Source organism: Buttiauxella ferragutiae (genome assembly GCF_022637515.1).
Taxonomy (GTDB): domain Bacteria; phylum Pseudomonadota; class Gammaproteobacteria; order Enterobacterales; family Enterobacteriaceae; genus Buttiauxella; species Buttiauxella ferragutiae.
On record NZ_CP093332.1, the window covers coordinates 1,851,762 to 1,870,477 of the forward strand.

At 50.2% G+C, this 18,716-nt stretch carries 14 protein-coding genes and 1 tRNA gene; 8 read left to right on the top strand and 7 right to left on the bottom strand.

All coding sequences use genetic code 11. The features are described from left to right. Positions 1 to 116: 116 nt before the first annotated feature. The 6 genes from MNO13_RS08400 to MNO13_RS08425 all read right to left on the bottom strand — a co-directional run bounded on the left by MNO13_RS08400 (position 117) and on the right by MNO13_RS08425 (position 9,502). The gene (locus MNO13_RS08400; RefSeq protein ID WP_241939782.1) at positions 117 to 2,129 is read right to left on the bottom strand and encodes an acyltransferase family protein; all 2,013 of its coding nucleotides are present in this window, start codon (positions 2,127 to 2,129) and stop codon (positions 117 to 119) included. Positions 2,130 to 2,462: 333 nt separating this feature from the next. Further along, positions 2,463 to 3,161 (bottom strand): RluA family pseudouridine synthase, encoded by a 699-nt coding sequence (locus MNO13_RS08405; RefSeq protein WP_241939783.1) that lies wholly within the window; start codon positions 3,159 to 3,161, stop codon positions 2,463 to 2,465. A gap of 92 nt (positions 3,162 to 3,253) precedes the next feature. Further along, positions 3,254 to 6,391 carry a CusA/CzcA family heavy metal efflux RND transporter gene (locus MNO13_RS08410; RefSeq protein WP_241939784.1) on the bottom strand — a complete coding sequence of 1,046 codons (3,138 nt, stop codon included), beginning with the start codon at positions 6,389 to 6,391 and terminating at the stop codon, positions 3,254 to 3,256. Positions 6,392 to 6,401: 10 nt separating this feature from the next. After that, positions 6,402 to 7,652 (bottom strand): efflux RND transporter periplasmic adaptor subunit, encoded by a 1,251-nt coding sequence (locus tag MNO13_RS08415; RefSeq protein ID WP_241939785.1) that lies wholly within the window; start codon positions 7,650 to 7,652, stop codon positions 6,402 to 6,404. 85 nt (positions 7,653 to 7,737) lie between these two features. Further along, complete coding sequence (cusF, locus tag MNO13_RS08420) at positions 7,738 to 8,082, bottom strand: cation efflux system protein CusF (protein ID WP_133521830.1); 345 nt, start codon at positions 8,080 to 8,082, stop codon at positions 7,738 to 7,740. Between the two features lie 34 nt (positions 8,083 to 8,116). Next, positions 8,117 to 9,502 (bottom strand): efflux transporter outer membrane subunit, encoded by a 1,386-nt coding sequence (locus tag MNO13_RS08425; protein WP_241939786.1) that lies wholly within the window; start codon positions 9,500 to 9,502, stop codon positions 8,117 to 8,119. A 182-nt stretch (positions 9,503 to 9,684) separates the two neighbouring features. Between MNO13_RS08425 and MNO13_RS08430 the strand changes: the two genes are divergently transcribed. The 3 genes from MNO13_RS08430 (at position 9,685) to ldtA (ending at position 12,824) form a co-directional block, all read left to right on the top strand. Next, a complete protein-coding gene (locus MNO13_RS08430) occupies positions 9,685 to 10,368 on the top strand; it encodes a copper/silver response regulator transcription factor (protein ID WP_064545410.1) in 684 nt (227 codons plus the stop codon). Continuing rightward, the gene (locus MNO13_RS08435) at positions 10,358 to 11,800 is read left to right on the top strand and encodes a Cu(+)/Ag(+) sensor histidine kinase (RefSeq protein ID WP_133521828.1); all 1,443 of its coding nucleotides are present in this window, start codon (positions 10,358 to 10,360) and stop codon (positions 11,798 to 11,800) included. The genes MNO13_RS08430 and MNO13_RS08435 overlap by 11 nt, the downstream gene beginning before the upstream one ends. 94 nt (positions 11,801 to 11,894) lie before the next feature. After that, complete coding sequence (gene ldtA, locus MNO13_RS08440) at positions 11,895 to 12,824, top strand: L,D-transpeptidase (protein ID WP_064545413.1); 930 nt, start codon at positions 11,895 to 11,897, stop codon at positions 12,822 to 12,824. 97 nt (positions 12,825 to 12,921) lie between these two features. Here ldtA and MNO13_RS08445 read toward each other — a convergent pair. Further along, positions 12,922 to 12,997 (bottom strand) — tRNA-Asn (locus tag MNO13_RS08445). A 455-nt stretch (positions 12,998 to 13,452) separates the two neighbouring features. Here MNO13_RS08445 and MNO13_RS08450 point away from each other — a divergent pair. The 5 genes from MNO13_RS08450 (at position 13,453) to MNO13_RS08470 (ending at position 18,555) form a co-directional block, all read left to right on the top strand. Continuing rightward, complete coding sequence (locus MNO13_RS08450) at positions 13,453 to 14,574, top strand: branched-chain amino acid ABC transporter substrate-binding protein (RefSeq protein WP_064545415.1); 1,122 nt, start codon at positions 13,453 to 13,455, stop codon at positions 14,572 to 14,574. Between the two features lie 163 nt (positions 14,575 to 14,737). Further along, entirely contained in the window at positions 14,738 to 15,652 is a 915-nt protein-coding gene (locus tag MNO13_RS08455) for an ABC transporter permease subunit (protein WP_064545417.1), read from the top strand. A 10-nt stretch (positions 15,653 to 15,662) separates the two neighbouring features. Continuing rightward, complete coding sequence (gene livM / locus MNO13_RS08460) at positions 15,663 to 16,955, top strand: high-affinity branched-chain amino acid ABC transporter permease LivM (protein ID WP_241939787.1); 1,293 nt, start codon at positions 15,663 to 15,665, stop codon at positions 16,953 to 16,955. Then, positions 16,952 to 17,827 carry an ABC transporter ATP-binding protein gene (locus MNO13_RS08465; protein WP_064545421.1) on the top strand — a complete coding sequence of 292 codons (876 nt, stop codon included), beginning with the start codon at positions 16,952 to 16,954 and terminating at the stop codon, positions 17,825 to 17,827. Before livM ends, MNO13_RS08465 begins: the two co-directional genes overlap by 4 nt. After that, positions 17,824 to 18,555 carry an ABC transporter ATP-binding protein gene (locus tag MNO13_RS08470; RefSeq protein WP_241939788.1) on the top strand — a complete coding sequence of 244 codons (732 nt, stop codon included), beginning with the start codon at positions 17,824 to 17,826 and terminating at the stop codon, positions 18,553 to 18,555. The genes MNO13_RS08465 and MNO13_RS08470 overlap by 4 nt, the downstream gene beginning before the upstream one ends. The last annotated feature ends 161 nt before the right edge of the window (positions 18,556 to 18,716 follow it).

Consider the following 18,716-nt stretch of genomic DNA (forward strand, 5'->3'; position numbering starts at 1 on the left):
GCGCCTAACAACAGTATGTAGCCGAGACGCTACGCACACTGTGAATGTCGGAAGTTAGGCGCAGTCACGATGCAGCTCCTATTGCAATGGGATGGGTATCGACTTCATCGGCATATCTATCCATTCCCCGGCGATTTAGTCAGCTCGGTATATTCCTCTGGTTCAAATGCTTGTCGGAACATCGGTATCAATAACTGACTTCCAAACTCACTTAGATGATTATCATCAGAGTAGAGCGGTTGACCACCCTGGTTACCCCAGCAACGACCACTGTGGCAAAGATAAGGTAGAGGGTCGAGAATTTTGACCCCACACTGCATCGCGGCCACATCTTGCGCATCCCAAATCACCTTTTGACGTTGCTGATATTCTTTCAGTGAAATAGATATATCGCGGGCGGGGTTGCCAAACATAAGCGCTCTGGCCATGGTATTAGGAACATCCATTGCCATCTCAGGGATTGGGCGAACTAAAAATACCCTTTGGCTGTTTTCAATGGCACACATGGTTTTTATTAATTGCGCTGTAAACTGTTTATTTAAATTTGGGTTTGGTCGATCATTTGGGGTGTCAAAGTATCCCATCGGGATATTAAAAAAAGCATCCTTTTCATTTTGCCCAAGGAGAGCAAGAGAACTTCTGTTGGCAATAAAGACCAGTTTGTTTTTGTACTCGTGATTTAGTAATTGAATGGCTGTATCATTAAAAGTTTTACAATCATCATTAATATCTTCCCTTCGTTTAAAATCTAATACAGTCGGGCAACTGGCATAATCCATCTCAATAACAGAGCCGGGTGCAACATCAGCAATAACAGATGCCACCATACCTGCATGGCTATCACCTAATACAATAGCTGTTAGTTCACCTTCGCCATAACTACATTTCGGCGACTCACTACCTTCGCCAGGCGTAAGAAGGCAATCTTGCATACGGGAAGCGTTGTTAAGCTTCGGAGTCATCGCCATTTCAATCGCCGGATTAATACGGTTCTCCAGTTGTTGATAACGAGCCCCCACAGCCAGTAATACGGTACACATCACGGCCGCTCCTAATACCCAATTTTGCTTACCGGGCGATACCGAAGCGAGTACTTTACGGGCCGGGTTTTCTACCAGGAGTAAAGAAGCCTTACCCAGTAACACACTCAATATTATTCCCGCCACAATCCAGCCATGATGGTACTGCTTGCTGGCATAGGTCAACGCGACCACTAAGGGCCAATGCCAAAGGTAAATAGAGTAAGAACTGGCGCCGATTTGGCGGGCGATGATATTGGATGTAAAAATAGACTGCTGGCGATTAGCAATTAAAACTAACATCGCACCCATTACTGGCACCATGGCATAAACACCGGGCCATGGTCGGGAAGAATCAAATAATGTCACCGACAGTGCCATTAATATAAAACCGATAAACTCTAACACGCGGGCAAGTTGCTGCGGCATGGAATGTTGGCGAGTTAGCCACCACACCAAACTACCGGCTAACATTTCCCAGGCGCGCGTGGGTAATAAATAGAATGCGCTCCCGGGTAACCGTGGGCTGGCGTAAAACGAGAGCGCCAGCGACAACACTCCTGCGGCAATCAGCGCAAACTTAACTCCACGACGACCAAACCAACGCCAAATTAATATGCAGCCCAGTGGCAGCAAAATATAAAATTGCCACTCCAGCGAGAGTGACCAGGTGTGTAGCAACCAATTTTCGTGGGAAGCAATATCGAAATAACCCGCTTCACGCCAGAACTTTAGATTGGAGACAAAGGTTAACGCCGTTACAGCATTGGCCGCCAGTACGCGATAATCTGCCGTGGGCAACCATAACCAGCCAATAATGAGCAACACCGCGCATAACACTATTAAAGCCGGAATAATCCGTCGGGCTCGCGCCAGATAAAAAGCCCACAGCGAAAATTTCCCGAGTTCCAGCCCGTTTATGATGATGGCCGTCATCAAGAATCCAGAGATGACAAAAAATACATCAACCCCGACAAAACCGCCGCCAAATCCAGGTATACCAAAGTGATAAAATACGACTGCTAATACTGACCAGGCTCGCAGTCCATTGACATCATGGCGAAATGCTTTAGGTGTTATCGAGGCAGGACGGGACAAATTAATAACCATAAGTTACCAGATTCCAGTATATCGCGATAATGCAGCCAACCTGCATCGTGACAAATCAATCCCGACAAGCGCATAAAATACACTTGGGGTGAATATAATTTCATCTCTGACATAACTACCAGGAAACGTGTACTGAACAACACAAATTTATCCGGGGAATGATTTGTCTGAATGATCAAGCAGACAGTTCTTAATCATTCAGTGAAGCATAATACTTTTTCTCCGCTTTTGCTGGCGGATATATTCAGCGAGTAAATAAAACGATGAAATCATCTATTTCATCAATCAAACCATACGAAAAGTTCTGCTGCGCTATACCATCAGCTTCCCCTTTTAGAACGGGCTGGCGTGATGGGCTTTGATCAACTCCCCGCTAATGGGATGAACAAAATGCAGCTCACTGGCGTGCAGCATTAGCCGAGGTGTTTGTTCTGTGCCTGGCAGCAGGCGGCCACCATACAGGTCGCAACCCAAAATAGGGTGGCCCAATTGCTGGCAGTGGATGCGGAGTTGATGAGTACGCCCGGTTTCTGGGGTGAGTTGTACCCGCGTCAACGGCAGTAACGTCCCGTCTTCCAGTTCATGATAAAAGCGCTCAACGACCTGATAGAAAGAGCGAGCTGGCTTGCCGTGGATTGCGCAAATTGACATCAGCGGGAACAGCGCCGGGTCTTTGGCAATCGCTGCGTCTATCATTCCTTCGTTGTGCTCGACATGCCCACACAGCAGCGCACTGTAAACTTTGGTCACTGTGCGCTGGCTGAACTGTTGGCAGAGGGCGGCATTTATCGCTTTATTGCGGGCAATCACCATCAGCCCGGAAGTTCCGAAATCCAGGCGGTGTACCAGGGTGCAGCCTGCGAATATCTGTACCAGCCGATGATGCACCGAATCGAGATTTTGCGGATTTTTCCCCGACAGGCTGAGCAGCCCGCTGGGTTTATTGATAATGACCAGGTGATCGTCCTGATAGAGATTTTCGATCGTGTCATGGCACGGCGGGGCAATAAAGGTATCGATAATCGTAGACATCAGGCTACCCGGATGAAGAGTGGGGGCGGATGATAACCAATTTTAAACTGACTGGCGAATTTGGCTCCCGAAGCCGGGAGCCGTTTAGTCAGTTAGCTTTTGTGTCGGCGTAGCCAGATTAATTTGTAGGCCGCCGGAATGATAAACATCGATAACAACGGTGCGGTAATCATCCCGCCGATCATTGGCGCAGCAATTCGGCTCATCACTTCTGACCCCGCTCCGGTTCCCCACAAAATAGGTAACAGGCCAGCAATAATCACTGCCACCGTCATCGCTTTTGGCCGGACGCGCAACACCGCGCCGTGGTAAAGCGCATCATCAAGCCCTTCGCTGGTGAACGTTTCCGGGCGCGCGAGTTGCGGATTCGCTTCAATAGCCTGGCGCAAGTACATCAGCATCACCACGCCAAACTCCGCGGAAACCCCAGCGAGGGCGATAAAACCGGTACCGGTAGCGACTGACATATGGAACCCTTGCCAGTACAGGAACCAAATACCGCCCACTAAAGCGAACGGCAGGCTCATCAGAATCAGTAATGCTTCATCAAAGCGGCGGAAGGCCAGATACAACAACACAAAGATAATCACGAGGGTCATTGGCACCATCAGTTTCAGTTTCTTGTTGGCGTGTTCCAGTAATTCAAACTGCCCGGAATACGACACGCTGGTGCCCGGTTTAAGTTTCACCTTTTCATCAATTACCTTTTTCAGATCGTCGACAATCGACACCATGTCACGCCCACGCGCATCAATGTAAATCCAGTTGGTCGGGCGCGCGTTCTCGGTTTTGAGCATCGACGGGCCAGAGAGAACGCTGACGTCGGCCACATCACCGAGCGTGATTTGCTGTTTCATTGGCGTGAGGATTGGCAATTTTTTCAGCGTTTCCGGGCTATCACGCAAGCCTTGCGGGTAACGAATGTTGATTGGATAGCGTGCCACACCTTCCACCGTTTCACCCACCGTGGCACCGCCGATGGCAGAGGAGATAAACAGCTGAACGTCGCCCACGGTCATACCATAGCGTGAAGCTTTTTCGCGGTTGATTTTCACATCAATATAGCGCCCACCTTCCAGGCGGTCGGCCAGTGCCGAAGTCACACCAGGAACCGTTCTGGCGACTACTTCAATCCGCCGTGCAGTTTCATCCAGGTCGGTAAGATCGGTGCCGGAGACTTTGATACCGATCGGGCTTTTGATGCCGGTAGACAACATATCAATGCGGTTGCGAATCGGCTGAACCCAGAGATTCGCCAGCCCCGGTAAGCGCACCGTGGCATCCAGCTCTTCAATGATTTTGTCGACGGTCATCCCTGGTCGCCACTGATCCTGCGGCTTCAGTTGAATGGTGGTTTCCACCATTTCCAGCGGGGCGGAATCGGTCGCCGTTTCTGCTTTGCCAGACTTACCAAACACCGAAGCCACTTCCGGCACGGTTTTAATCAGTTTATCGGTGGTTTGCAGGATTTGCGCTGCCTGGCCAGGAGAGACGCCGGGCAGCGTTGAGGGCATATACAGCAAATCGCCTTCGTTAATTTTCGGCAGGAATTCCCCGCCTACTTTGCTGAGTGGCCATACCACGGTAATTATTGATAACACCGCCACCAGCAGCGTTAATTTTGGCCATTGCAGGACTTTGAGCAAAAACGGGTGATACATTTTTATCAGCATGCGGTTCAGTGGATTACTGTTTTCCGCAGGGATTTTCCCTCTGATCCAAAAACCCATCAGAATAGGAATGACCATAATTGCCAGCAACGCGGAACCGGCCATCGCATAGGTTTTGGTAAAGGCCAGAGGCCCGAATAAACGTCCTTCCTGCCCTTCCAGAGTAAAAATCGGAATGAACGACAGGGTGATGATCAGCAGGCTGATAAACAGGGCAGGGCCAACTTCAACGGAGGCATCGGTAATCACTTTCCAGCGCGTTTCGTTATCAATACTTTTCCCCGCGTGGTTATGCCCCCAGTCCTCAAGCCGTTTATGCGCATTTTCTATCATCACAATGGCGGCGTCCACCATCGCCCCCACCGCAATCGCAATGCCGCCCAGCGACATCATGTTGGCGTTTAGCCCCTGAAAATGCATGATGATAAAGGCGATACACAGCCCGAGCGGGAGCGAAATAATAGCGACCAGTGCGGAACGCAAGTGCCAGAGGAACAGGGCACAGACCACGGCGACAACAATAAATTCTTCCAGCAATTTATGGCTGAGGTTTTCAATTGAACGGTCAATCAACTGGCTACGGTCATATGTCGTCACCACTTCTACGCCTTCCGGCAGGCTTTTTTTCAGCACCTCAAGTTTGTCTTTAACCGCGGCAATAACATCGCGCGCATTCTTGCCGGAGCGCAACAGCACCACGCCTCCGGCAACTTCTCCCTGACCATTAAGCTCGGCAATGCCACGGCGCATTTCTGGCCCAATCTGCACGCGCGCCACATCCCTTAAATAAACCGACACACCGTTTTCGGCGGTTTTCAGCACGATGTTATTGAAGTCATCAATATTTTGCAGATAACCACTGGCACGAACCATGTACTCCGCTTCGGACATCTCAACGGACGAACCGCCGGCTTCCTGATTAGAAGAGCCAAGCGCATTTTTCACCTCGCCCAGCGTCACGCCATATTGCGCCAGCTTCATCGGGTTGATCTGGATTTGGTACTGCTTAACCACGCCACCCACCGAGGCCACTTCCGCGACATTAGGAATGGTTTTTAACTCATATTTCAGGAACCAGTCCTGAAGTGAACGTAATTCGGCGAGATCATGTTTACCGCTGCGGTCGACCAGCGCGTACTCAAACACCCAGCCCACGCCGGTCGCATCAGGGCCAATCTCGGTGTTAACGCCCGCAGGCAACTTAGCCTGCACCTGGTTGAGGTACTCCATGACCCGCGAACGCGCCCAGTACAGATCGGTGCCATCTTCGAAAATCACGTAGACGTATGAGTCACCAAACTGCGAGAAACCGCGCACCGTTTTGGCGCCAGGCACTGAAAGCATGGTGGTCGTCAGCGGGTAAGTCACCTGGTTTTCAACAATCTCAGGCGCCTGGCCTGGGTAGCTGGTCTTAATAATCACCTGAACATCCGAGAGGTCAGGTAAGGCGTCTACCGGCGTGTTGATAATGGTCCAGGTTCCCCAAATGCTCAGGAACAAGGCCGCCATCATTATCAGAAAGCGGTTAGCCACAGAGCGCCTGATAATCCATTCAATCATCTTCGTCTCCTTACTTTTCTGGATGCGCGTTGGCGGAAGCATTGCTCTGAAGCATACGATCCAGCGCGCCGCTAATATTGGCTTCCGAGTCAATCAGGAACAGACCACCGACAACAACGGATTCACCTTCACTCAGGCCCGATTCAATCCCCGTCTGGTTTTGGGATTCATGCAGTACTTTGATTTGCTTCGGCACAAACTGGCCTGCATGATCAACGGTAATCACCCGTTGTTCACGGCCATTGTCGATAACCGCCTGCGAAGGGATCAGCAACATTTCCGGGCTTTGGGTATTGAGCTTCAGGTAGGCGTTCATACCGGGTTTCAGTTGCTCATCTTTATTATCGACTTGCAGGCGCACTTGTAGGGTTCGCGTAGCCGGGTCGAGGCTCGGCAGGATTAACCATTTTTCGATGGTGAAAGTTTTGCCAGGGTAAGCCGGGACAGAAATCTCAAACTGGGAGGACTCTTTGAGCAGATACACGATAGATTCGGGGACGGCGGCGCTAATCCACACCGGGTCCATGCCCTGAATCTGGGCAACCACTTTATCTTTTGAAATGTTCATCCCGGTTCTCAGATCAAACGCGGTGATCACGCCATCAATCGGCGCTTTAATCGTGAAGCGGGTCTGAATAGAACGCGTGCTGCGTAAGCGCTGAATATCTTCTTCAGACATCCCCGCCAGACGAAGACGTTCGAGCACACCTTTGAGTTGTGTCGCGGAGCCACCGGTTTCAGACAGTAATAGATATTCGCTCTGCGCCTCGACCCATTCAGGGATCGTAATATCCACCAGCGGGGTGCCTTTTTTTACTTTATCGCCAATCGTCAGCGGATAAACTTTTTCAATAAACCCCTCTGAACGCGCTTGTACAATAACAAACTGGTATTCGTTAAAACTGACATTGGCGGGAATCGTCTGGGAATAGGTCAAGCGCCCCATTTGGACTTTTTCAGTTTTCAGCCCCAGATTTTGCACTTGTGCCGGATCGATACGAATGCCCTGATTATTTTCGCTGCTACCTTCATCGGCATATTTCGGCACCAGATCCATATCCATAAAGGGCGACTTCCCGGGCTTATCAAACCTGGTATCGGGTTTCATTGGGTCATACCAAAAAAGCACCTTACGCTCGGTCGATTGCGTGGCCATTTTAGGGACAGAAGCAAAATAGCGGTAAGCAGCAACGGATATTATCCCTCCGACGATCAGACTGCTGATAATAAGCGCAGTATTTTTTATTTTTAAAGAAGCCATATTTCTTCCTGATAAATAAAATGGCAAGCGGGATTTGTAGGGTGGATAAGCGATAGCGTCATCCACCATTTTGAAGTGAACCTCACTAATTAGCCTTAATTTCCTGAAGCAGAGAAGTATTACCTTGCTGAATAAAACTAAAATTTACATTATTCCCAGCTTTCAGTGATTTAATATTGGCGTCTAATTCGCTGAAGGTAAATCGCATGGTCATTGCTGGCCAACTGACTGCCGGAATAGCCTCATGTGCAATCGTAATTTTCTTGTTTTTAGTATCAATATCTTTGATGACACCCTTGGCCGTAATCACTTGCTGTTGTGCGGCGGTAAGGGTGGCAACCGCATCGCTTTGGGGCGATTCTGCTGCCTGAACTCCGGCAACCATAGCAACTGAGAAAATGCCAAATAAAGCAATTTTAATTGAACGCATATTAATGATTCCTCTGATATCAAAACGAAAATAATTATTGAGTCCAGCCGCCACCCAGAGCCGTAAACAAGGTGATTTTATTAACTTGTTGAGAATATCTCAGGTCGAGTAATGATTGCTGTGTTGAAAATAGTGAACGCTCTGCATCGAGTACCTCGATATAACTCACGGCACCGCTGGAATATAACCCTTTGGCACGTTGTAGCGTGATTTGCAGTGAGGCAAGATAACGTTGCTGTGCCGTAATTTGTTGGCTGATGGTTTCACGCAGCGCAAGAGCATCAGCAACTTCTTTAAAAGCGGTCTGAATTTTTTGCTCGTAATTGACAACAGACTGCTGCTGGCGAATTTTTGCCAGTTCAAGGTTGGCACTATTACGCCCGGCATTGAAAATAGGAATTTCAATTTTCGGGACGAAATTCCACATCCCACTGGCAGGATTAAACAGGCTTGAAAGCTCGGTACTGCTGCCTGAAACCCCACCCGTCAATGAAATAGAAGGGAAGAATGCGGCCCTGGCGGCACCAATATCGGCATCGGAGGCTTTTAACAGATGTTCGGCTTCCAGAATATCGGGCCTTTGCAGCAAGATCTCAGAAGATAAATTCGGCGGAAGTTTCACCGGGTTAATATCTTTGTCGCTGTGGATTTTGTCATCAGGTTGAACGGTATAAATCCCCAGTACCAGTTGCAGCGCATTGTTCGCTTGTGCCAGTTCACCTTCTCTTTTGGCGATTTCTGCTCGCGTGCTTTCAATCAGGCCACGGGATTGTTCTAACGCCAGTAAGTTAGTACTGCCGGTGATCAGCTGTTTTTCCACAAAGGCATAAGATTGCTGATAATTCTGGAGCGTTTCTCGGGCAATATTCAATTGCTCAGCCGCCAGTCGCTGGTTGAAATAGCTCTGCGAAACATTAGAAATCAGCAGAATATGCACTGCTCGCTGTGCTTCCTCACTGGCAAAGAATTTTTGCCGGTCGGCATCACTCATGTTTTTCAGTTTGCCGAAGAAATCCAGTTCAAAGCTAAGGGCCATACCTGCTTCATATTTTTGGTCAGTGGAACTGTCACTTTTTAACCCGCCACTGTAGGTAGTTTCTGCCGAGGCGTTGAGCTGCGGGTATCTGTCAGCGTCCGTGACATTGTATTGCGCACGCGCTTCCTGAACTTTTAACGCCGCCATCCGCAGATCTCGGTTGTTTTGCAGTGCGGTATCGATAAGCCTGATGGCCTGCGGATCGGCAAAGAAGTTACGCCAGCCGGTGTCCTGATAACCGGCCGTTGCCGGAACCAGTGCATTTTTCGAGAGTGAGAAACGCTGTGGCACCGGCGTTTCAGGGCGCTGATAATCGGGTGCCAGCGAAATACACCCTGTCAGAATGAATAACGTACTCAGTGTTAAAAGCTTAAGTTTGAACATGTCACTTCTCGTCCCTGCAAGCCGGTTACATCAGGCTGATAAATTCTGCAGACACTTTACGGGAGCGACTCTGTTGGGTGAGTGACAGGATAATGACAAAGCTGTCATTTTGCGCTTATCTCATTGATCTCGCCCTGTTGCCCACTAGAATGGCACCACCACACTGAAAGGGAGGAGAGGTTGTGAAAATATTAGTCGTCGAAGATGAGGCCAAAACCGGTGAATATCTGTGCAAAGGTTTGAAAGAGGCCGGTTTCGTCGTTGATCTCGCAGACAATGGTTTGACGGGTTACCATCTGGCGATGACCGGTGATTACGACCTGGTGGTGCTGGATATCATGCTTCCTGACGTGAATGGCTGGGAAATCGTCCGCATGCTGCGGGCCGCGAAGAAAGGGATGCCGGTCCTGCTGCTTAGCGCCTTAGGCACCATTGAGCATCGTGTGAAAGGCCTTGAGCTGGGCGCGGATGACTACCTGGTAAAACCTTTTGCTTTTGCAGAGCTGTTGGCTCGCGTCAGGACGCTGTTACGCCGTGGCTCGACAGTAATCGCCGAAAGCCAGTTTCAGGTGGCCGACCTGACACTTTTTTTGGTTTCCAGGAAAGTGACCCGTGGCGCAAGCCGTATCACGCTGACCAGCAAAGAATTCACACTACTGGAGTTCTTTCTGCGCCACCAGGGCGAAGTCCTGCCGCGCTCTCTTATCGCCTCCCAGGTTTGGGACATGAATTTTGACAGTGATACCAATGCAATTGATGTTGCGGTGAAGCGGTTACGCGCCAAAATTGATAACGATTTTGAACCCAAATTAATCCAGACCGTTCGCGGTGTCGGGTATGTCCTTGAGGTGCCTGATGAAGATTAGCGCGAAACGTCGACCTTTATCTCTGGCAGTCAGGTTGACCTTATTTATTAGTCTTTCGACTATTCTCGCTTTTCTGATCTTTACCTGGGTGATGATAAATTCAGTAGAACAACATTTTTCTGAGCGGGATGTTTATGATCTGAAACAAATCAGTTCAGTGCTGGAAAATATCATCAAAGAACCGAAAAAAAGTGAAGCGCAGAAAATAGAAAAGCTCAGTGACATCCTGACCAGTTACCAGAATATTACGGCTTTGCTTCGTGACGGGAATAATAATATTCTTTATCATTCGTCTAAAGGTGCCGACCTGAGTGCTATTCTTCCTTCTCAATATCCGGGGGCAGGAAAGGTACTATTGTGGTCCGGGAAAATGAGTGAAAATGAAAAACACTCTACTATGGCGAATAAAAACACCATTTACCGAATTATAGAAACACCCATTAAAACATCTGAAAATACCCATGAGGCGCCTTATATTTTATTGACGGCAATGTCCTTTGACTACCACCAGCATTACATTGATACGCTAAAGGTGGACCTTATTTATATTGCCCTGGCAATCAGTGTTTTGATTGTTCTCATTGTTTTATTTGCAGTTTATAAAGGGCACCAGCCATTAAGAAATGTCAGCATGAAAATAAAAGACATTTCTTCTGAGAACTTAGATGTCAGACTGGAGCCAGACCGGGTGCCGATTGAGCTTGAACAACTGGTTATTTCTTTTAATCATATGCTTGAACGGATAGAAGATGTGTTTATCCGCCAGGCTAATTTTTCTGCGGACATCGCCCATGAAATACGCACGCCGATTACCAATCTGGTGACGCAGACGGAAATTTTATTAAGCCAATCAAGAAGTAATGACGAGTTGAAAGAGGTTCTTTACTCTAACCTCGAAGAATATAATCGCATGGCGAAGATGACCAGCGACATGCTATTCCTGGCTCAGGCGGATAATAACCAACTCATTCCTGAACAAGTGACGCTCGACCTCAGGGATGAAACCAGCAAAGTCTTCGAGTTTTTTGATGCCTGGGCTGAGGAGCGCGGCGTCCGCCTTGCCATTAACGGCGATGCTTCCAGAGTCAAAGGTGACCCACTGATGCTGCGCCGGGTGATTAATAATCTTGTCTCCAATGCGATTCGCTATACTCCCGGCAACATGACCGTCACCGCGCATATTAATGAACGCGAAAGATGGGTTGACCTGATTATTGAAAACCCAGGAACACCTATACCTGAAGAGCATCTCAACCGATTGTTTGATCGCTTTTATCGCGTTGACCCGTCAAGGCAAAGAAAAAGTGAGGGCAGTGGGATTGGCCTGGCCATTGTAAAATCTATTATTACCGTCCACCAGGGTAAAATTAGCGTGGCTTCAGATGCGGTTTCAACTCGTTTTACCATCTCACTGCCCAAATTTTCCGACTGACTCCCGCTTATCATTTTGTAAGACTTTCCTCACAAAAAACTCAACGGAGGGTTATATTTAGCTTATCTATATCATGTTTGAGAACAGGGAAATGATGATTCGATTATCCTGGCTGGCTCTGGTGCTTGCCTCCGTTAGCAGTAGCGCTCTGGCAGTCAGCTATCCGCTACCACCCGAGGGTAGCCGCCTGGTCGGTGCGCCGTTAACCATTAGCGTTCCGCAAGGGAATACCCAGCCGCTGGAGTATTATGCCGCGCAGTACGGGCAAGGTTTCAGCAATATGCTGGAAGCCAACCCAGGTGTCGATCCGTTCCTGCCAAAAGCGGGTATCCAGTTGATCATTCCACAGCAGGTGATTTTGCCGGACACCGTACGCCAGGGCATTGTGATTAACGTCGCCGAAATGCGGCTTTACTACTACCCACCGGAGAGCAACACGGTAGAAATCCTACCTATTGGTATTGGCCAGGCTGGGCGCGAAACACCGCGTAACTGGGTGACGAGGGTGGAGCGTAAGCAAGAAGCTCCGGGCTGGACACCAACGGCGAATACCCGGCGCGAGTACGCGAAAGAGGGTAAAACCTTGCCAGCCTACGTGCCACCAGGTGAGGAAAACCCGATGGGGCTTTACGCGATTTACATCGGCAAGCTGTACGCTATCCACGGCACTAACGCCAACTTTGGTATTGGCCTGCGCGTCAGCCAGGGGTGCATCCGTCTGCGTAAAGACGACATAAAATATTTGTTCGATAACGTGCCGGTGGGGACGCGCGTGCAGTTTATTGACCAGCCGGTGAAAGCAACCGTCGAGCCAGACGGGCGGCGTTGGCTGGAAGTGCATGAGCCGTTGTCCCGCAACCGTGCGGAGTTTGAATCTGACAATAAAGTCCCACTGCCTATCACCCCGGCACTGCGCAATATGACCGAAGGTTACGACGTGGATGCCGCCACAGTCAGTGCCGCGTTAACCCGCCGTTCCGGGATGCCGGTGCCGATTAGCATGGTATCCGGAAAAACCGGGTAGTTTTAAATACTGGGATAAGGGCAGGCGCGGGAATTCGAGACGCGAAAAGTAAAAACATAAAAGCCCGCTTAAGTTTCCTTAAGCGGGCTTTCGAATTTGGCTCCTCTGACTGGACTCGAACCAGTGACATACGGATTAACAGTCCGCCGTTCTACCGACTGAACTACAGAGGAATCGGTTAACGGGGCGCATATTAACGATTAGCTCGTGGCATGTCAAAGGGTTCGCGCAAAACTTTTTTGTTTGCTCTTTTTATAGTCAACTTGTTGAGTTTTAACACGAATTGTCCTGGTCTGGGTTGAACTAACAGCATCCCTTCATTATGTAAGTTCTTTATTGGTGCAAAGCCGCTTCGTTCATCACTTATTTGCTTTATTGTTAAGCAGATGTGATCCCCGCTGTAATTTCATCGCGTTGTGCCGAGCGCCTTACCAGCGCACTCTATACTGACATATGTCGAAACATTGACATTTGGTTAACAATTCTGGCAACCATTTTGCTTAATGTTCAAGGCCGTGATTAATCACAGGGAAAAGCAGTTTGTATTTTGTTCGCGTTTTTGCTTTTGAAAATGGCTCTTACACCGTTTTGCATAAACCTCTTTGCTGATTTGCTAAGGAACATACAAATGTCGCTGAAATTTATCAGAAGTCCTCTTTCTCTTGTGTTGGCTGGTTGTCTGGTGACGGCGTTTTCCGCCCACGCCGATATTGTGATTGGTGTTGCTGGGCCATTTACCGGGCCGAACGCGACTTATGGTGATCAGTACTGGCATGGCGCGACGCAAGCCGCGGAAGATATTAACGCCGCCGGTGGCATCAACGGCGAAAAAATCAAGCTGGTGCAGGGTGATGATGCTTGTGAACCAAAACAGGCAGTGTCAGTTGCTAACCGTCTGGTGGATCAGGATAAAGTGAATGCTGTGGTCGGGCATTTTTGTTCTTCATCTACCGTACCGGCCTCAGAGGTGTATAACGACGCCGGTATTCTGACTATCACCCCTGGGTCGACTAACCCAATTATCACTGAACGAAACATGAATGATCTGTTCCGCATGTGTGGGCGTGATGACCAGCAAGGGCAGGTCGCCAGCGATTTTATTATCGACAAGCTTAAAGCCAAGCGTGTGGTGATCATTCATGACAAAGATACCTACGGGCAGGGGCTGGCGGATGCCACCAAAGCAGCGCTGGCGAAACGCGGCGTCAACGATGTGATGTACGAAGGGTTGTCGCGCGGCGAAAAAGACTTTAATGCGCTGGTGACCAAAATCAGTGCACAAAAACCTGACGTGGTGTTCTTCGGCGGTTGCCATCCGGAAGCGGGTCCACTGGTACGCCAGATGCGTGAGCAGGGCGTGCAGGCCAAATTCTTCTCCGGCGACTGTATCGTCAACGAAGAGATGGTTACCGCGGCAGGCGGACCGCAATACACCAACGGCATCTATATGACCTTCGGCAAAGATCCGCGTTTAATTGCTGACGGTAAAGCGGTTATCGATAAATTCCGCGCGAACAAATTTGAGCCAGAAGGCTACACCCTCTATTCCTACGCCTCTGTGCAGGCTATCGCTGCGGCATTTAAAGCCACTGGTGGCACCGATTCGGCTAAAGCCAGCGCCTGGCTGAAAGCTAATCCGGTGGATACTGTGATGGGCAAAAAAGCCTGGGATAGCAAAGGCGACCTGAAGGTGTCGGACTATGTCGTTTATGAATGGGACGACAAAGGCAAATACAAAGAAGTCCAATAAGGTTCGCTGGACAACAATACGCTATTGGGGTTTGTAGGGGGGATAAGCGGTAGCGTCATCCACCATTTACGCCTGTGATTGCAGGTGAAAGTGTCGGGTGACGCTCCGCTTACCCGACCTACAAAAGAAGTTTGTCCGCCGCCCTAAAAGAGATTGCCTATCTATGGACGCATTCTTCCTGCAACAGTTGATTAATGGCTTAACGCTAGGTTCCGTCTACGGGTTGATAGCCATTGGCTACACCATGGTTTACGGCATTATCGGCATGATTAACTTCGCGCACGGCGAAGTGTATATGATCTCCGCTTATCTGTGCGCCATCGGCCTGGCGCTACTGTCGTTCTTCGGCCTGCAATCATTCCCGTTACTGATCCTCGGCACGCTGGTGTTTACCATTGTGGTGACGGGTGTGTATGGCTGGACCATTGAGCGCATCGCCTATAAACCGCTGCGCAACTCGACGCGTTTAGCGCCGCTGATCTCCGCCATTGGCATGTCGTTGATTCTGCAAAACTATGCACAAATCAGCCAGGGGCCGCGCCAGCAGGGCATTCCCACCATGCTTGATGGCGTGCTCCGTTTACATATTGGCGATGGTTTTGTGCAAATCACTTATACCAAAGTGTTCATCCTGATTGCTTCGTTTGCTGGCATGTTGCTGCTTACCTGGATAATTGGTAATACCAGGCTGGGACGCATGTGCCGTGCGGTTCAGCAAGACCGCAAAATGGCTTCGATTCTGGGGATTAATACCGACCGCATTATCTCGCTGGTGTTTGTGATTGGTGCGGCGATGGCGGGGCTGGCGGGTGTGTTGATCACCATGAACTACGGTACTTTTGATTTCTACGCCGGTTTTATTATTGGCATCAAAGCGTTCACGGCGGCAGTGCTGGGCGGGATTGGCTCGTTGCCTGGCGCGATGCTTGGCGGCTTAATTCTTGGTATTGCCGAGGCGCAGTTCTCGGGCATGGTGAATTCCGATTACAAAGATGTGTTCTCGTTTGGATTGCTGGTGGTGATCCTCATTTTCCGTCCTCAGGGGCTGCTTGGCCGACCTTTCGTTGCCAAAGTGTGAGAGAGAAAAAATGACAACAGAAACGGTTATGCATGAAGGTTTTTCCCTCAAACGCTGCGTGCTGGACGCGATTTTCGCCGGTCTTGTCGCATTGATTGTTTTTGGCCCGATAGTCGGTGTGGTGCTGGATGGCTACAGCTTTAATTTCGAAGGGCAGCGGCTGGTGGTCATTATTGCTGTGGTAATGGTCGGGCGTTTTTTATTGAGCGCTTTTTTGACCACACACGCCGGGATACGTTTTTTGAGCCGCTTTGAAACGGATAACTCGGGTGTGTATGTGCGCCCACCGGAATACAAAAGCCGCCTGCGCTGGATTATTCCGCTGGTGATTGCACTGGCAGTTTGTTTCCCGTTTGTGGCGACCAAATATGTACTGACAGTAGCGATCCTCGGGCTGATTTACGTGCTGCTTGGCCTTGGGCTGAATATTGTGGTGGGCCTCGCGGGGTTGTTGGACCTGGGTTACGTCGCCTTTTACGCCATTGGCGCGTATGGCCTGGCGCTGGGGTATCAATACCTCGGGCTGGGTTTTTGGTCGATGTTACCGCTTTCGGCGCTGATGGCGGCGGCGGCAGGCGCGCTACTTGGTTTCCCTGTATTGCGTATGCACGGTGATTACCTGGCAATTGTGACGCTGGGATTCGGGGAAATTATCCGTCTGGTGCTCAACAACTGGCTGACGTTTACCGGCGGCCCGAACGGGATCTCCGCACCGCCGCCGACGCTGTTTGGCCTTGAGTTTGGACGGCGCGCCAAAGAAGAAGGCGGAGTGCCGTTCCATGAGTTTTTCCATCTTACCTATAACCCCAACCTGAAGTTTATTTTTATCTACACCATCCTGGTGCTGGTGGTTTTGCTGGTGCTGTACATCAAACACCGCCTGACACGCATGCCAATTGGCCGCGCCTGGGAAGCGTTGCGTGAAGATGAAATTGCCTGCCGATCGATGGGGCTGAATCATGTGCTGGTTAAGCTATCTGCTTTTACGCTGGGTGCTTCCACCGCGGGTATTGCCGGGGTCTTCTTCGCCACTTATCAGGGCTTTGTTAACCCGACATCGTTCACCTTCTTTGAGTCGGCGTTAATTCTCGCCATTGTGGTTTTGGGTGGCATGGGGTCGACGATTGGCGTGGTGCTGGCAGCGTTTGTGCTGACCGTGACACCCGAACTACTGCGTAGTTTTGCTGAATTTCGCGTGCTGCTGTTTGGCATGTTAATGGTGGTGATGATGATTTGGCGGCCACGTGGCCTGATTCGCATCAACCGTAGCGGCTTTGTGGTGCGCAAAGGAGTGGCGCCATGAGTGAAATGATTCTTAGCGTCGAACATTTGATGATGCACTTCGGCGGTATTAAAGCGCTTAACGACGTGAATCTTGAGGTGCGCCGTGGGTCGATTACCGCACTGATTGGCCCCAATGGCGCGGGGAAAACCACGGTATTTAACTGCCTGACCGGTTTTTATAAAGCCTCCGGCGGCAATATCCTGTTTAACACGCGTGATAAAACCACCAACGTGATTCAAATCCTCGGGCAGAAATTCCAGCCTGGCGACTGGGTTAATCCGGCGCAACTGGGTTCGCGTCTGTTCTACAAAATGTTCGGCGGTACACACCTGGTAAACCGCGCCGGGCTTGCGCGAACCTTTCAAAATATTCGCTTGTTCCGGGAAATGTCGGTGGTGGAAAACCTGCTGGTGGCGCAGCACATGCAGGTGAACCGTAATTTGCTGGCCGGTGTGCTGAATACGCCTGCGTATCGACGCGCCGAAAGCCGTGCTTTAGACCGCGCGTTTTACTGGCTGGAAGTGGTAGAACTGGTGGATTGCGCCAACCGCCTGGCGGGTGAGATGTCTTACGGGCAACAGCGGCGGCTCGAGATTGCCCGTGCGATGTGTACCGCGCCGGAAATGATCTGCCTCGATGAACCGGCTGCGGGTTTGAACCCGGTTGAAACCCGCACGCTGAGTAAGATAATCCGCTTCCTGCGCGACCACCACAGCATCACCGTGCTGCTAATTGAACATGATATGGGCATGGTGATGGAGATTTCCGACCACATCATTGTACTCGACCACGGGGACGTGATTGCGCAGGGTAAACCTGAACAAATCCAACACGATGACAAAGTGATTGCCGCCTATCTGGGCACCGACGAAGACGAGGTCAGTGTATGAGTGAGGCGATGCTGGAATTTCGCAATGTGGACGTTTTTTACGGCGCGATTCAGGCGCTAAAACAGGTTTCTTTGCAGGTCAACGAAGGGGAAACCGTGGCGTTGATTGGCGCGAACGGGGCCGGGAAATCGACGTTGTTGATGTCGATTTTCGGCCAGCCCCGTATTCGCGCCGGGCAAATTCTGTTTCGTGGCGACGACATCAGCCATAAATCGACGCACTTTGTGGCGTCTGGCGGCATTGCCCAAGCGCCGGAAGGGCGGCGGATTTTCCCGGATATGACGGTCGAAGAAAACCTGCTGATGGGCACCATACCCATCGGTAATCAGTATGCCACGCAGGATTTGCAGACCATGTTTGATCTGTTCCCGCGTTTAAAAGAGCGCCGCAAACAGCGAGCGATGACCATGTCAGGTGGCGAGCAGCAAATGCTGGCGATTGCCCGCGCGCTGATGAGCCGCCCGAAATTGTTACTGCTGGATGAACCAAGCCTGGGTCTGGCACCGATTGTGGTGAAGCAAATCTTCCACACGCTGCGTGAACTGGCGCGCAACGGCATGACGATTTTTCTGGTGGAGCAGAACGCCCACCACGCGCTGAAACTTTCTGACCGCGGTTATGTGATGGCCAACGGGCAGATCAGGTTGAGCGGCAGCGGCGAGGAGTTGTTGGGGAACGAGGAAGTGCGGAAGGCGTATTTGGGCGGCGATTATCCCCGTCATACTTGAAGCTGCCTCGGCGTTGGCTGCACTCACTCACCCCAGTCACTTACTCATGTAAGCTCCTGGGGATTCCTGAGTTTGCCGTCTTGATGCAACTCCAATTATTTAGGGGATAGGATGATGAACCTGTTTTATACAAAAAACTCTTTGCAGGATAACGATTTGTA